Origin of the sequence: Rhodoplanes sp. Z2-YC6860 (assembly GCF_001579845.1) — a bacterium.
Lineage (GTDB): Bacteria > Pseudomonadota > Alphaproteobacteria > Rhizobiales > Xanthobacteraceae > Z2-YC6860.
This window is the reverse complement of sequence record NZ_CP007440.1, coordinates 3,673,400-3,687,990: the sequence shown is the minus strand read 5'-3', so window position 1 is coordinate 3,687,990 and position 14,591 is coordinate 3,673,400. Positions and strand designations below refer to the sequence as shown.

The following is a 14,591-nucleotide window of genomic DNA, read 5'->3' as shown; positions in this document are numbered from 1 at the left end:
ACGACCGGGTTCTTGAGAGTCACGAATCCGACGCTCCTGCGCAGCTCTGGCCATCGCCCAAAGCCGCGCAGGATCGATGGTGATTTCGAAGCTACTTCGCTGATGTGATGGTCGGCGCCGTCGCGTGGGACACACGGTAGCTGTTCACCCAAACGCCGACGATAAAGGTCGCAAACACCAAAGCGATGATCGTGACCGGCCAATTGATGGATCGCTTGGCCGGCGCTTTTCGCGTCTCAGGCATGGTCGTTTCCCCTCTGGAGAGGAGACTACCGTAACACCACGGCACGTCCGGACGCCGTGGCGCAATGTCGCTGTTGAACTTCAAACACAGCCCACCCGGCTTCTGCGGGAGTGCCGTCTTTCGCGGCCGGGGCACAGGTCACAGAGCCGTGACCGGGCTTGCGGGAGCGCTGGGCCATCCACATTTCGGGTTCAATACGAAGCGGGCAAATGCCCCCCAGCCCCCCAAGCTCGCTTCGTAAAGGCCCCGTCTCTCTCCCCTGAGGCGGGGCCATTTTCTTATCCGCTCTCAGGCACTTGCCGGAAAAGCAAACGGCGCGCGCTGCTGTCGCAACGCGCGCCGTGATCGCTTCGAAAACGTCGTGTCTAGAAGATATGGACGAACACAAAGAACAGGCCGGCCGAGATCAACATCGCGCAGGGCAACGTGAGCACCCAGGCCATCGCCAGGTTGCGCACAGTCTCCCATTGCAGGCCGGAGCCGCTCGCGGCCATCGTGCCGGCGACGCCGGACGACAGCACGTGAGTCGTCGAAACCGGCAGGCCGAGGCCGTCGGCTGCGCCGATGGTCGCTGCCGCAACGAGTTCGGCAGCAGCACCCTGTGCGTAGGTCAGGTGGCTCTTGCCGATCTTCTCGCCGACTGTGACGACGATGCGCTTCCAGCCGACCATGGTGCCGAGGCCAAGTGCAATCGCCACCACGATCTTGACCCAGTTCGGAATGAACTTGGTCGAGTTGTCGAGCGACTTTTTATAGGCGTTGAGCTTACCGACCTCTTCGGCGTTGAGATCGTTCTCCTTGTCCTTCATCAGGAAGCGGATCGCTTCCGAGACGAGGTACATGTCGTTGCGGGTGTTGCCGACCTTTTCGGCCGGCACTTTGGCCAGCGTGCCGTACTCGGAAACCTGCTTGGAGATGTCCTGCACCAGCACCGAAAGCGACGGATACGTGCCTTCGCTGATACTGCGCTGCGACACGTATTGTGTCACCGCCGGACGCGGATCGCCGATGACGTTGTAGCCCGCGCCCTTCCTCGCGATCACATCGGCGGCAGCCGTCGAGGTGGTGCGGAACTCGGCCATCTGCGAATCCGGCATCGCGCGGTTGAGCGCGTAGGCGGTCGGTACCGTGCCGATCAGGATCAGCATGATCAGGCCCATGCCCTTCTGCCCGTCATTCGAACCGTGCGCGAACGACACGCCGGTGCAGGTCAGGATCAGGAGGCCGCGGATCCACCACGGCGGCGGCGTCTCGCCCTTCGGCGCGGCATAGAGGGCCGGGTTGCGGACCAGCACCTTCAAGAGCAGGAGCATGACCGCGGCCAGGCAGAAGCCGAACACCGGCGACAGCAGAAGCGCGTAGCCGATCTCGGTGGCCTTGCTCCAATCGACACCCGAGGTGCCGCTCTGGCCGTGCATCAGCGCATTGGCGACGCCGACGCCGATGATCGAGCCGATCAGCGTATGAGAGCTCGACGCCGGCAGCCCGAGCCACCAGGTGCCGAGATTCCAGATGATCGCCGAGATCAAGAGTGCGAACACCATCGCGAAGCCTGCGCCGCTTCCGACTTGAAGGATCAATTCGACGGGCAAGAGCGAGATGATGCCGAACGCGACCGCGCCGCTCGAGACCAGAACGCCGAGCAGGTTGAACGCACCCGACCACACCACGGCGACATTGGCCGGCAGCGAGTGGGTGTAGATCACGGTCGCCACCGCATTCGCGGTGTCGTGGAAGCCGTTGACGAATTCGAAGCCGAGCGCAATCAGCAGGGCCACGAACAGAAGAATATATGGAAGATACGTCGTGACCTTGGCGCCCGTCGCCTCCACGTCGGAGTAGAGGCTGTAGGCAACAAACAAAAGTCCGGCGCCGACGACGCCCATGAAAAGGATGATGGCGAGCGGATTGACCGGCTGGTCGAGCTTCGGCTTGCCTTCATGTGAACCCGCCGCAGCGGACATTGGAGCCGTGATATCAGTCATGGCTAAAACCCCACCTTACTTACACGTCATTCGACGCATTTCCCCAGTGCAAGGCACCTGAGGGCTGTTACGTGACACCTGTATGACAACCGGCCGCTTTGGCGCCGGTCTGTCATGCCTTGTTGTAGTCGTGCAGGACGCGCCCATAGGGCAGCGTCACATCGGCAACGAAATGATGAGCGCCCACGATCTTGCGCACCGGAAAATCCGCAACCGGCGCATTGACATGCGGCACGAGATGCAGCCGGCCCGGGCCGAGCCACGAGCCTTTCACCGTAATGTCGGTGAGATTGTAGGAAACCAACTGGCAGATTTCCGGATGGCCGTCGACGCCCGGGATCAGCTTCAGATTGATTTGTGTTTTCGAGAGGATGGCGGTGGTGCGCACGCCGTTGCCGGCCATGCTCTCGTGCTTGTAGCCCATGGTGCCCATGGCCACGAGCTGCCCGCCGTAAGAGAGCGTGCCGGTCAGCGTATCTTTGACAATTTCCAATTTGGGATGGGCGTATTTCTTGGGGAAGCCCCAGATCTCGCGGCCCGCTGCGATCGGCGGATCGTCGTCGAGATACATCTGTGCGACGAAATTGGCCTCTTCGCCTTGGTATCGGCAGGGCAGCACCATGCCGGACTCGGTGTAGCTGCCGAAGCCCGAGCTGTCCGGCATCTTGATCCACTCGTAGTGCACCAGCGGCTGATCGACCGGCTCGAGCGGTTCTGGAAGTTGATGGCGCACCACGTCCCAGTCGGTCTCGTAGGTGATCACCATGAACTCGCGGTCGATGAAGCGATAAGGTCCAGCCGGATAGCTCGGGCCCGCGGCCGGCATCGACGGCAACTTCAGGATTTCGTCTTTGTTCATGGGCCCCACGCTGGCACTGGACCGCCTCCCCGAGGCGTCGGCAATACTGTGAAATCCCAGTGTGAAACGGCGCAGACGAGTTTGTGACAATCGCGTCACGCGCCGTCATCCGGCGGTCACAGCAATTCAAGACACTTGATGAAAGGCACGAGAAACATCGGTGCTGGGGAATTGCGATGCACGATATTCCGACCAAATCGAAACAGCGCCTCACGGAGCCTTCATCGGTGGAGCGTCCCTGGCGGCCGGAGCGTTGCGACCGCGTCGCACTGGTGCTGCAAGGTGGCGGCGCGCTCGGCGCCTATCAGGCTGGCGTCTATCAGGCCATGCACGAAGCTGGCGTCGAACCGGACTGGGTGTCTGGCGTGTCGATCGGTGCGATCAATTCGGCGATCATCGCCGGCAATCCGCCGAGCCGCAGGCTGAAGCAACTTCAGGCTTTCTGGGAACGCATCACCGAGCGCAAGATCTGGGCGTTCACGCCCGATGGCGATATTTTCCGGAAAGCCCGCAATGCGACGAGCTGCTTCGTCACCACGATGTCCGGCCAGCCCGGCTTTTTTCAGCCGCGCTTTCCCAATCCGTGGATGAGCCTCACCGGCGCGAGCACCGCGACAAGCTATTACGACAGCGAGCCGCTGCGCGAGACGCTCACCGAGCTGGTCGATTTCTCCCTGATCAACGATCAGGCCACCCGCTTCTCGGTCGGCGCCGTGAACGTGCTGACCGGCAACTTCATCTATTTCGACAACGCCAAAGAGAAGATCGAACCGGATCACATCATGGCGAGCGGCGCGCTGCCGCCCGCCTTGCCTATGATGAAGATCGGCACCGATCATTTCTGGGATGGCGGCATCGTCTCCAATACGCCGCTGCAACACCTGCTTGATCAGGACGACCGCCTGAACACGCTGGTGTTCCAGGTCGATCTGTTCAGCGCGCGAGGCATGCTGCCGCGCGATATGCAGGATGTTCTCGCGCGGCATAAAGACATCATGTATTCGTCGCGCACGCGCTACACGACCGACGTGTTCCGTCGCATCCACACCTGGAAGACGACGCTGCAGAAGGCGCTGGCCAAGATCGCCGAAGATCAACTGAGCGATCAGGAGCGCAAGCTCAAGGACGAGCTGCACGACCTTGCCGAGATCACGATCCTGCATCTGATCTATCAGCAGAAGGCCTACGAAGGTCACGCCAAGGACTACGAGTTCTCCGGCACCTCGATGCGCGAGCACTGGCAGAGCGGCTATGAGGACACCAAGCGCACGCTCAAGCGGCGCGAATGGCTGTCCATGCCACCGGCAGGCTCCGGCATCCTGGTTCACGACGTTCATCGGGAGGTGGACTGACGGCTGCCGTGGGGGCCTGTCGGTCGATCCGTGATCTTGATCGTTGGGGGCGCAGATGGATGTGCGTGTATCTGACAATGGTGCGCGCACCGCGCCGGTCGCCGGCAACGCGCATACGATATCCGGACTGATCCCCGGGCTGGTCTGGGCCTTCCACATTCACGACGATGGCTCGGCGGAGCAGCTGCCGGTGGACAAGCCCGTCGCCTCAAACCATGAGGGCTGGCGGTGGCTGCATCTCGATCTCGCCAATGTGCAGACCAGGCATTGGCTCGGCTCGATGGATTTGCCGTCCGCAGGTCTTGCCACCCTGCTGACCGACAATCCGCATCAGCAGCTCCATTTCGGCGAAAGCCTGATCCATGGCGTCTTCGCCGATCTCCTGCGCAACATCGATGGCGCCAGCAACGATATCGGCCACCTGCATTTCATGATGACCGATCGCCTGTTGATCAGCGGCCGCCACCATGCCTTGAGCTCGGTGCAATGCGCGCGCGAGCAGATCGAGCGAGGTGCATGCCGCCTGCCCCACGTCGCGGCGCTGCTGGAGCTCATTGTCGAACACCTCGCCGACGGCATCGATGACGCCACCGACCGGCTGGCGATCGAGCTCGATCAGGTCGAAGACGGACTCGCGGAAGGATCGCCAAATTCCGCCCGTCAGAAGCTGTCGGGCAACCGGCGCATTGCGGTTCGGCTGCACCGCCAGCTTTCGGGGCTGCGCGCACTGTTTCACCGTCTCGAACGCCAGAACATCGACGCCCTGCCCCCCAAATTGCGCATCGCAGTGGGGAAGCTCGCACAGCGGCTCGACGATCTCGATCACGCCGTCTTGGAACTCCGCGAGCGAGGGCACCGTTTGCAGGAGGAGCTGTCGCAGCTTCTCACCGAAGAATCCAACCGCCATCTCGGGATTCTGTCGATTCTGACGGTGCTGTTCCTGCCGCCGACGCTGGTCACCGGCTTCTTCGGAATGAACGTCAAGGGCATGCCGCTGAATGCGAATGAAACCGACGTCTTCTGGGCGACGGCGCTGTTGATCGCCTCGCCATTCGTCGTCTATTTCATCATGCGACGCATCGGCATGTTCAAGTCCAGGAGAACTCCATGAAAAATCTCAAAAACGGAAACGGCGACGCGTTGCGCGCACAGATCGCCGAGGAGATGGCGGACAGCCTCGACGAAGAGCTGGAGCTCGAGATCGACGACGAGCGGCTGGACAAGCTGTTGAGCGAGGTCGATGAAAATTTCCGACCGCGACATGCTCGACCGCAAGCTCTATTTCAAAGAGCTGCTCCGCATGCAGGGCGAACTGGTCAAGCTGCAGGACTGGGTCCAGCACGAGAAGAAGAAGGTCGTGGTGATCTTCGAGGGCCGCGACTCCGCGGGCAAAGGCGGCGTCATCAAGCGCATCACCCAGCGGCTCAATCCGCGCGTCTGCCGCGTCGCGGCGCTGCCGGCGCCGAACGAGCGCGAGCGCACCCAATGGTACTTCCAGCGCTACGTCACTCACCTGCCCGCGGGCGGCGAGATCGTGCTGTTCGACCGGAGCTGGTACAACCGCGCAGGCGTCGAGCGCGTGATGGGCTTCTGCACCGACGAGCAGTACGAGGAATTCTTCCACTCGGTGCCCGAGTTCGAGCGGATGCTGGTCCGCTCCGGCACCATCCTGCTCAAATACTGGTTCTCGATCACCGACGAGGAGCAGCAGTTCCGCTTCACGATGCGGATTCACGATCCGCTCAAGCAGTGGAAGCTCAGCCCGATGGACGTCGAGGCCAGGAGCCGCTGGGAGCAATACACCAAGGCCAAGGAAACCATGCTGGAGCGCACGCATATCCCCGAGGCACCGTGGTGGGTGGTCGAGGCGGTCGACAAAAAGCGCGCCCGGCTGAATTGTATCAGTCACCTGCTCGACCAGATCCCGTATCACGACGTCTCGCACGTGCCGGTGGTGCTGCCGCCGCGCGTGCGCAACCCGGACTATCATCGCGGGCCCGTGCCGAAGGAGATGTACGTCCCGGCGAAGTATTAAGCTGACATTAGATTCCTCATTGTGAACAAGCACGCTCTCACCCCGTCATCCTGAGGCGCGAGCGCAGCGAGCCTCGAAGGATACGGCCCCGAAATCCCGGGCCGTATCCTTCGAGGCTCGTTCGCTTCGCTCACTCGCGCCTCAGGTTGACGGGGATGATCTGCCCGCGCCGACGAACGGTCAGCACCTCAATCCGGCGCCCTTAGCCGATACCCAATCCCGGTTTCGGTCAGCACGTATTGCGGCGTGTTCGGATCGGCTTCGATCTTCTGCCGCAGCTGCCGCACATAGACGCGCAGATACTGTGCGTCGGTGAGATCGTCCCACAACTCGCCGAGCAGGAATCTGTGCGTCAGAACCTTGCCGGCGTGCTGCACCAGGATGCGCAGCAGGTCGTATTCCTTGGGCGACAGCTTCACCTCCTTGTCGCCGACCTTGACGATGCGCCGCACCAGATCGACGGAGAGTTCGCCGGTGCGAAACACCGGCCGCTCGCCATGGACCTGCAATTGATGCCGGAGCGCGGCGCGCATCCGCGCCAGCAGTTCGTCCATGCCGAATGGCTTGGTGACATAGTCGTCGGCGCCGAGATCGAGTGCCTGCACCTTGCCGGCCTCATCGCCGCGGCTCGACAGCACCACGATCGGCACGCTGTCGTTCTTCGATCTGATCTGCCGGAGGAGTTCGTGGCCCGCAATGTCCGGCAGGCCGAGGTCGAGAATGACGAGATCGGGCTGCTCGCTCATCAGTTCCAGCGCGGTCTTTCCGTTCGGCGCTTCGAGGATCTGGTAGCTTTGCGTCGCCAGTCCCATCCGCAGGAGCTTGCGGATCGGCGGCTCGTCGTCGACCACCAGCACTTTCAGGGGGGAGGCTGTCATGCGGCGGTTTCCAATTGCCCGGCGTCCGCGTTCGGCAGCGTGATCGTGAACATCGCGCCCGGCCGATCCGGCCGGTTCGCCGCGATGACCGTGCCGTGCATCGCCTCGACAAAGCCCCGCGCGATCGCAAGGCCCAGCCCGGTGCCGGCCTTGACCTGGTCGGTCTTCTGCGCGCGGTAGAACTTGTCGAAGATGTGCTCGAGATCGCCCGCAGGGATACCACCGCCCTCGTCGATGATCTGCAGATAGACCCGATCGCGGTCCTGCCACGTCCGTACCGCGACCGTGGTGCCCAAGGGCGCGTACTTCGCGGCATTGTCGAGCAGATTGAACAGCGCCTGCTCGAACAGCACCGCGTCGACCGAAATCATCGGCAGATCACGGGCAAGATCGAGCTCGACTTTATGCCCCGTCAGGATTTTGGCCGCGCGGCGCAGCGCCGATCCAACGATCTCGCCGATGTCATGGGGCGCGAGCTTGGGCTCGATGGCACCGGATTCAAGCTTGGTCATATCGAGCAGGTTGGCGATGAACCGGTTGAGCCGCTCCGATTCGTCGACGATGGTCGAAAGAAGCTCCGCGCGCTCGCTCTCGCTGAGCTTGTCGGCCAGGTCGCGCAGCGTGCCGGCGGAGCCGAGCACGGCCGCGAGCGGCGTCTTCAGATCGTGGGAGATCGAAGTCAGCAGCGCCGAACGCAACCGCTCGGTCTCAACGGTGCGTTTGACACGGTCCATGTCCTCAACGAGGTGTACACGTTCGATGGCGAGCGCGCCCTGATCGATCAGCGCGTCGAGCAACCGCCGCTCGTCGGGCGTCAGCAGCGGCCCGGGCTTGTCGCTATCGATGCCGACCACGCCGATCGCGCCGCGGCCGGTCCGCATCGGCAGGAACAGCCGTTTGGCGCCCGGCAGCGTGTCGGAGCCGCGCCCGGCCGGGCGGTCGTTGTGCCAGGCCCAGTTGGCGGCCGCGATGTCGGCATCGTCGAGCATGTCCTCCGGCGGATAGCCGGCTTTGACGGCGATCTTGCCGTTTTCCGGCAGCAACAGCACGACGCGCACCTTGAGCATCAGCGCGGTCTGATAAGCGGTCGCCCATAGCACGTCGTCGAGCGTGCCCGTGCCGGCGAGCTTGCGGCTGAACGAATAAAGCGACTCCGTGGTGCGCGCCCGGCCGGTTGCGACGATCGCCTGGGTGCGGACGCGCGCTGCGACATTCGAGACGATGATCGCCATCACGATGAAGAAGAAGAACGCCGCGACATTGTTTGGGTCAGCAATGGTGAATTGATAGAGCGGTGGCATGAAGAAGAAGTTGTAGCAAAGCGACGAGACGATGCTCGTGAACAGCGAGGGCCACAGGCCGTAGCGAACCGCGACGCCGACGACCGCGGTCAGAAACACGAGGTCGACGTTCTCGATGCCAAGCCAGGGGTGAATGATCTCGCCAGCCCCGAGCGCGAGCGCAACGGCGAGTATGGCGACCAGATAAGGCCGAGGATCGAGCGCCTGGGCGCCCTCCGCGGAGCGGACCGTCTTCTTCGGCACGGGCTCGCCGGCCAGCGCATCGCCGGCAATGACGTGCACGCTGATATTGCCGGTGCGCCGCACCAGATCATGGACCACCGAGCCATGCAGGATCTCGAACCAGCGCGAGCGGGTGGACTTGCCGATCACGATCTGGGTGACGTTGTGCGACTGCGCATAGCCGATCACGTCGTCGGCAAGGCGCTGGTCCGCGCTCGGGATCGTGACCGCCTCGCCGCCGAGCGTCTCGACAAGCCGCAGCGTGTCGGCGATGCGGTCGCGCTGCTCCTCAGTGTATTGCAGGCTCCGCCGGCTCTCGACGTAAAGCGCGACCCAGGGTCCGTGCAGCCGGTCCGCGAGCCGCTTGGCATAGCGCGCGAGGCCGGCAGCGCGCGGGTCCTCGCTGATGCAGACCAAAATCCGCTCGCCCGCCGGCCACGGCCCCTGGATGGCGCGGGCCTGCATTTCGGTGAGAAGCTGTTCGTCGACACGGTCGGCCGTGCGACGAAGTGCCAGTTCGCGCAGCGCCGTGAGATTGGCCGGCGAGAAGAAATGCTCGAGCGCGCGTTCCGCCTGACGCGGGACGTAGACCTTGCCCTCTTTCAGGCGCTGGATCAGGTCGTCGGGCGTGAGGTCGATCAATTCGACGGCATCGGCGCGATCGAAGATCGCGTCCGGCACGGTCTCACGCACCCGCACATGGGTGATCTGCGCGACCACATCGTTGAGGCTTTCGATGTGCTGGATGTTGACGGTGGTGTAGACGTCGATGCCGCGGTTGAGCAGCTCCTCGACATCGAGATAGCGCTTGGGATGGCGGCTGCCCGCCGCGTTGGTGTGGGCAAGCTCGTCGACCAGCACGAGCTGCGGCCGCCGGGCGATGATGCCGTCGAGGTCCATCTCATCCAGCGCCTGGCCTTTGTATTCGAGCGGCCGCCGCGGCACGACGTCGAGACCGTCCAACAGCGCTTCGGTCTCCTTGCGGCCGTGGGTCTCGACCACGCCGATGACGACGTCATAGCCGTCGCGTTTGCGGGCGCGGGCCTGCTGCAGCATCTCGTAGGTCTTGCCGACGCCGGGGGCCGCGCCGACGAAAATCCGCAGCTTGCCCGAACGCCGCTCCTCCTTCCGCGCCGCCTCCAGCAGCGCGTCCGGCGAAGGCCTGTGGTCGTGCCGGGAATCGTCCATGGATAGACATATAGTCCTCCGACTGCCGCCTTGTCAGGCGACAACCGGGGTGTCCGCCCTACCCGGCCGAAACCTTGTCCAGGTCGAGATTGAGTTGCAGCACGTTGACCCGCGGCTCGCCGAAGACGCCGAAGGCCCGGCCCTCGACATGGTCCTGAACGAGCTGCCGCACGCGATCCTCCGGCAGCTTTCGCGCCTTGGCGACGCGGGATACCTGGAACAGCGCCGCCTCCGGCGAGATATGCGGATCAAGCCCGCTACCCGACGTGGTGACGAGATCGATCGGCACCTGCGTCGAGGGGTTTTCCTCCTTGAGCTTGTCGACGTCTTCCTTGACGCGATCGGCGAGCGCCTTGTTGGTCGGACCGAGATTCGCGCCACCCGAATTCGCGGCGTTGTACGGCGCCGGGACCGTCTTGGTGGAATCCTTCGGGTCCGGCGCGGTGGTCGCCGACGGACGGCCGTGGAAGTACTTGTCCTCGGTGAAGGCCTGACCGATCAGCGCCGAGCCGATCACCTTGCCGTCCTTCTCGATCAGGCTGCCTTGGGCCTGGGCCGGGAAGATCGTTTCGGCAATGCCGGTGATTGCCAGCGGATAAGCGAGACCGGTGATCAGCGTGAGTGCGATGAGCAGCACGATGGCCGGACGGATTTCGCGCAACATGATCGTTCTCCTTACGCGAGATGCAGGGCGGTGACGGCGATGTCGATCGCCTTGATGCCGAGGAATGGAATGACCACGCCGCCGACGCCGTAGATCCAGAGGTTGCGGCGAAGAAGCGCGGCCGCGCCGATCGGCCGATAGCGCACGCCCTTCAGCGCGAGCGGAATGAGCGCGATGATGATGAGAGCGTTGAAGATGATCGCCGACAGAATGGCGCTCTGCGGGCTCGACAGCCCCATGATGTTCAGCGCCTGAAGCTGCGGATAGAAGGCCACGAACATCGCCGGGATGATGGCGAAATACTTCGCCACGTCGTTGGCGATCGAGAACGTGGTCAGCGCACCGCGCGTCATCAGGAGCTGCTTGCCGATCTCGACGATCTCGATGAGCTTGGTCGGGTTGGAGTCGAGATCGACCATGTTGCCGGCTTCGCGCGCCGCCTGAGTGCCGGTGTTCATGGCGACGCCCACATCGGCCTGGGCGAGCGCCGGCGCATCGTTGGTGCCGTCGCCGCACATCGCCACGAGCTTGCCCTTGGCCTGCTCGTCGCGAATGAGCTTGAGCTTGTCCTCGGGCGTGGCCTGGGCGAGGAAATCGTCGACCCCGGCTTCAGCCGCGATGGCCGCGGCGGTCATCGGATTGTCGCCGGTGATCATCACCGTGCGGATGCCCATGCGGCGCAATTCGGCAAAGCGCTCGCGGATGCCGCCTTTGACGATGTCCTTGAGATGGATGACGCCGAGCAGCTTGCCGTCTTTGGCAACCGCAAGCGGCGTGCCGCCGGCTTTGGCGATGCTCTCCGCAATAGCCTGGATCTCGCGCACCGTGTCTGGGCTCACCGACGCGGGCGCAAGCCGCATTGCGCTCGATCCCACTGAAACCGGCGCCGGGCTGAGGAAGTTCAGCACCGAATCCACGGCGCCCTTCCGAACCCACGAGTCGCCGATGTCGACGCCGCTCATGCGGCTCTGCGCGGTGAACGGCACGAACTTGGCCTTCATCTCAACCAGATCACGGCCGCGGATGCCGTACTTCTCTTTCGCGAGCACCACGATCGAGCGGCCTTCCGGCGTCTCGTCCGAGAGCGACGCGAGTTGCGCCGCGTCGGCGAGTTCCTGCTCGGACACGCCGCGCAGCGGCCTGAACTCCGTGGCCTGACGGTTGCCGAGCGTGATGGTGCCGGTCTTGTCGAGCAGCAAGGTGTCGACATCGCCTGCGGCCTCGACCGCGCGGCCCGACATCGCCAGCACGTTGAAACGCACCAAGCGGTCCATGCCGGCGATGCCGATGGCGGACAAGAGCGCGCCGATGGTGGTCGGAATGAGCGTGACGAACAGCGCCACCAGAATCACCACCGACACCGCGCCGCCCGCGTAGGTGACGTAGCTCGGGATGGTCGCTGTCGCGAATACAAAGATGATGGTGAGGCCGGCGAGCAGGATGTCGAGCGCGATTTCGTTGGGCGTCTTCTGCCGCTCGGCGCCTTCGACGAGGCGGATCATACGGTCGATGAAGGTCGAGCCTGGCGCGGCCGTGATCTTCACCTTGATCCAGTCGGACAGCACCTGGGTGCCGCCGGTGACCGCCGAACGGTCGCCACCGGACTCACGGATGACGGGGGCGGATTCCCCGGTGATCGCTGCCTCGTTGACCGAGGCGATGCCTTCGACCACTTCGCCGTCGGACGGGATCGTGTCGCCAGCCTCGACCAGCACGACGTCGCCGACCTTCAGGCTCGTGCCAGGCACGAGCTTGTGTGCCCTGCCCTCCGGGCCGGTCAAAAGCTTGGCCTCCGTCTCGGAGCGCTGGCGGCGCAGCGTCTCGGCCTGGGCCTTGCCACGGCCTTCGGCCACCGCCTCGGCGAAGTTCGCAAACAGCACCGTAAACCACAGCCAGACTACGATCTGGACTTCGAAGGCGAGCGTCTGCCCGCCGGTGATCAGGTCACGAGCCAGGATGACCGTGGTCAGCACGCTGACGACCTCGAGAACGAACATCACCGGGTTCTTCATCAGCGTGCGCGGATTGAGCTTGGCGAAGGCCGAGCCGATCGCGGGCAGCACGATCTTGGGGTCGACCAGTGTCGACGCCGGGGTCCGTCTGCGGGTGTTTGAGGCGTTCATGGGAAGAACTCCGAGTCAGTTCGAAGCAAAGGTGCTGCCGGCGACCGTCGCGAAGTGCTCGACGAGCGGTCCGAGAGCCAGCGCGGGGAAGAAGGTGAGACCGCCAACGATGAGGATCACGCCGACAACCAGGCCGACGAACAGCGGGCTCGTGGTCGGGAACGTGCCGAGCGACGGCTGCACCGACTTCTTGGCGGCGAGCGAGCCTGCGATCGCCATCGCCGGCACGATCATCCAGAAGCGCCCGACCAGCATCGCGATGGCGCCGGTCACGTTGTAGAACAGGGTGTTGCCGGTGAGGCCGCCGAAGGCCGAGCCGTTGTTCGCGGTCTGCGACGTGAAAGCGTAAAGCACCTCGGAGAAGCCGTGCGGCCCCGGATTGCCCATCGAGGCGACCGCGGGCGGATAGACCACCGCAACCGCGGTCCAGCCGAGATACATCAGCGGCAGGACGAGAATGGCGAGCATCGCCATCTTCACTTCCTTGGCCTCGATCTTCTTGCCGACGTATTCCGGCGTGCGGCCGACCATGAGCCCGGCAACGAAGATCGCCAGGACGACGAACAGCAGCATGCCGTAGAGGCCGGCGCCGACGCCGCCGATGATGATCTCGCCGAGTTGCATGTTGATCAGCGGGATCATGCCGCCCAACGCGGTGAACGCGTCGTGCATGGCGTTGACGGCGCCGCACGATGCCGCAGTAGTGATGACGGCGAACAGCGCGGAGGCGACGATGCCGAAGCGGACCTCCTTGCCCTCCATGTTACCGCCGGTGAGCCCCATGGCGTTGAGGATGTCGTTGCCGCGCGCCTCGGCCCAGTAGCAGACGAAGACACCGACGATGAACAGCACACCCATCGCGGCGAAGATCGCCCAGCCCTGACGCTGATTGCCGACCATGCGGCCGAACACGTTGGTCATGCCGGCGCCGAGCGCGAAGATCGACAGCATCTGCAGAAAATTCGACAGCGCGGTCGGGTTCTCGAACGGATGCGCGGCGTTGGCGTTGAAGAACCCGCCGCCATTGGTGCCGAGCATCTTGATGGCGATCTGCGAGGCGACCGGCCCGACCGCGATGGTCTGCTTGGCGCCTTCGAGTGTCGTGGCCTCGACATAGGGGCCGAGCGTCTGCGGGATGCCCATGGCGACGAGCACCAACGCGTAGACCACGCAGATCGGCAGCAGGATGTAGAGCGTGCAGCGGGTGACATCGACCCAGAAATTGCCGACAGTCCTCGCGGACGCGCGGGCGAAGCCGCGAATGAGCGCCACCGCCAGCACGATGCCGGTCGCGGCCGACAGGAAGTTCTGGTGCGTCAGGCCCAGCATCTGCACGAGGTAGGACATCGTGCTTTCGCCGCCGTAGTTCTGCCAGTTGGTGTTGGTGATGAAGCTGATCGCCGTGTTGAAGGCGAGATCGGGCGCAACCGCCGACTGCTCCGCCGGATTGAACGGCAGCGACGCCTGGAAGCGCATCAGGAAATAGAGAACGAGGAAGCCCGCGACGTGAAACAGCAGCATCGCCACCGTGTAGGTCAGCCAATGTTGCTCCTGCTTCTCCTCGACGCCGCCGATTGCATACAGCCCTCTTTCGAGGGGCCGCAGCACCGGCGAGAGGCACGTGCGCTCGCCGTTGAAGACGCGCGTCATATACCAGCCGAACGGTTTCACCAGCGCGGTCACGACGACGCAGAAAAGGATGATCTGAATCCAGCCGACGACGTTCATGGTTATCAATCC

At 63.8% G+C, this 14,591-nt stretch carries 10 protein-coding genes and 1 pseudogene; 3 read left to right on the top strand and 8 right to left on the bottom strand.

Translation table 11 applies throughout. The features are described from left to right. Window positions 1-91 precede the first annotated feature (91 nt). The 3 genes from RHPLAN_RS39430 to RHPLAN_RS16905 form a co-directional block, all read right to left on the bottom strand. Window positions 92-244, bottom strand: coding sequence for a hypothetical protein (locus RHPLAN_RS39430; RefSeq protein ID WP_157100316.1), 153 nt, complete (start codon window positions 242-244; stop codon window positions 92-94). 365 nt (window positions 245-609) lie between these two features. Continuing rightward, on the bottom strand, window positions 610-2,229 hold the full coding sequence (locus RHPLAN_RS16910; RefSeq protein ID WP_068020097.1) for an inorganic phosphate transporter: 1,620 nt from the start codon (window positions 2,227-2,229) through the stop codon (window positions 610-612). A gap of 112 nt (window positions 2,230-2,341) precedes the next feature. Continuing rightward, entirely contained in the window at window positions 2,342-3,088 is a 747-nt protein-coding gene (locus RHPLAN_RS16905) for an acetoacetate decarboxylase (RefSeq protein ID WP_068020095.1), read from the bottom strand. A gap of 176 nt (window positions 3,089-3,264) precedes the next feature. Between RHPLAN_RS16905 and RHPLAN_RS16900 the strand changes: the two genes are divergently transcribed. From RHPLAN_RS16900 to ppk2, 3 genes and pseudogenes are all read left to right on the top strand, one after another. Further along, a complete protein-coding gene (locus tag RHPLAN_RS16900) occupies window positions 3,265-4,440 on the top strand; it encodes a patatin-like phospholipase family protein (RefSeq protein WP_068020093.1) in 1,176 nt (391 codons plus the stop codon). Window positions 4,441-4,495: 55 nt separating this feature from the next. Next, entirely contained in the window at window positions 4,496-5,551 is a 1,056-nt protein-coding gene (locus tag RHPLAN_RS16895) for a CorA family divalent cation transporter (protein ID WP_068020091.1), read from the top strand. Next, window positions 5,548-6,475 (top strand): annotated as a pseudogene (ppk2, locus tag RHPLAN_RS16890) (polyphosphate kinase 2). Before RHPLAN_RS16895 ends, ppk2 begins: the two are co-directional and overlap by 4 nt. A 188-nt stretch (window positions 6,476-6,663) precedes the next feature. On the opposite strand, the gene RHPLAN_RS16885 reads toward ppk2, so the two are convergent. The 5 genes from RHPLAN_RS16885 to kdpA are packed head-to-tail and all read right to left on the bottom strand — an operon-like array spanning window position 6,664 to window position 14,579. Beyond that, complete coding sequence (locus tag RHPLAN_RS16885; RefSeq protein ID WP_068020089.1) at window positions 6,664-7,353, bottom strand: response regulator transcription factor; 690 nt, start codon at window positions 7,351-7,353, stop codon at window positions 6,664-6,666. Beyond that, complete coding sequence (locus tag RHPLAN_RS16880) at window positions 7,350-10,064, bottom strand: DUF4118 domain-containing protein (protein WP_068020087.1); 2,715 nt, start codon at window positions 10,062-10,064, stop codon at window positions 7,350-7,352. The genes RHPLAN_RS16885 and RHPLAN_RS16880 overlap by 4 nt, the downstream gene beginning before the upstream one ends. 58 nt (window positions 10,065-10,122) lie before the next feature. Further along, window positions 10,123-10,728 (bottom strand): K(+)-transporting ATPase subunit C, encoded by a 606-nt coding sequence (locus tag RHPLAN_RS16875; protein ID WP_068020085.1) that lies wholly within the window; start codon window positions 10,726-10,728, stop codon window positions 10,123-10,125. An 11-nt stretch (window positions 10,729-10,739) separates the two neighbouring features. Next, complete coding sequence (gene kdpB, locus RHPLAN_RS16870) at window positions 10,740-12,851, bottom strand: potassium-transporting ATPase subunit KdpB (RefSeq protein WP_068020084.1); 2,112 nt, start codon at window positions 12,849-12,851, stop codon at window positions 10,740-10,742. Window positions 12,852-12,866: 15 nt separating this feature from the next. Further along, window positions 12,867-14,579 (bottom strand): potassium-transporting ATPase subunit KdpA, encoded by a 1,713-nt coding sequence (gene kdpA / locus RHPLAN_RS16865; RefSeq protein ID WP_068020082.1) that lies wholly within the window; start codon window positions 14,577-14,579, stop codon window positions 12,867-12,869. Window positions 14,580-14,591 lie beyond the last annotated feature (12 nt).

What these genes read in the sequence shown, in the direction of transcription:
- RHPLAN_RS39430 (WP_157100316.1), bottom strand. Translation starts at nt 244, where the DNA reads ATGCCTGAGACGCGAAAAGCGCCGGCCAAGCGATCCATCAATTGGCCG.
- RHPLAN_RS16910 (WP_068020097.1), bottom strand. Translation starts at nt 2,229, where the DNA reads ATGACTGATATCACGGCTCCAATGTCCGCTGCGGCGGGTTCACATGAA.
- RHPLAN_RS16905 (WP_068020095.1), bottom strand. Translation starts at nt 3,088, where the DNA reads ATGAACAAAGACGAAATCCTGAAGTTGCCGTCGATGCCGGCCGCGGGC.
- RHPLAN_RS16900 (WP_068020093.1), top strand. Translation starts at nt 3,265, where the DNA reads ATGCACGATATTCCGACCAAATCGAAACAGCGCCTCACGGAGCCTTCA.
- RHPLAN_RS16895 (WP_068020091.1), top strand. Translation starts at nt 4,496, where the DNA reads ATGGATGTGCGTGTATCTGACAATGGTGCGCGCACCGCGCCGGTCGCC.
- RHPLAN_RS16885 (WP_068020089.1), bottom strand. Translation starts at nt 7,353, where the DNA reads ATGACAGCCTCCCCCCTGAAAGTGCTGGTGGTCGACGACGAGCCGCCG.
- RHPLAN_RS16880 (WP_068020087.1), bottom strand. Translation starts at nt 10,064, where the DNA reads ATGGACGATTCCCGGCACGACCACAGGCCTTCGCCGGACGCGCTGCTG.
- RHPLAN_RS16875 (WP_068020085.1), bottom strand. Translation starts at nt 10,728, where the DNA reads ATGTTGCGCGAAATCCGTCCGGCCATCGTGCTGCTCATCGCACTCACG.
- kdpB (WP_068020084.1), bottom strand. Translation starts at nt 12,851, where the DNA reads ATGAACGCCTCAAACACCCGCAGACGGACCCCGGCGTCGACACTGGTC.
- kdpA (WP_068020082.1), bottom strand. Translation starts at nt 14,579, where the DNA reads ATGAACGTCGTCGGCTGGATTCAGATCATCCTTTTCTGCGTCGTCGTG.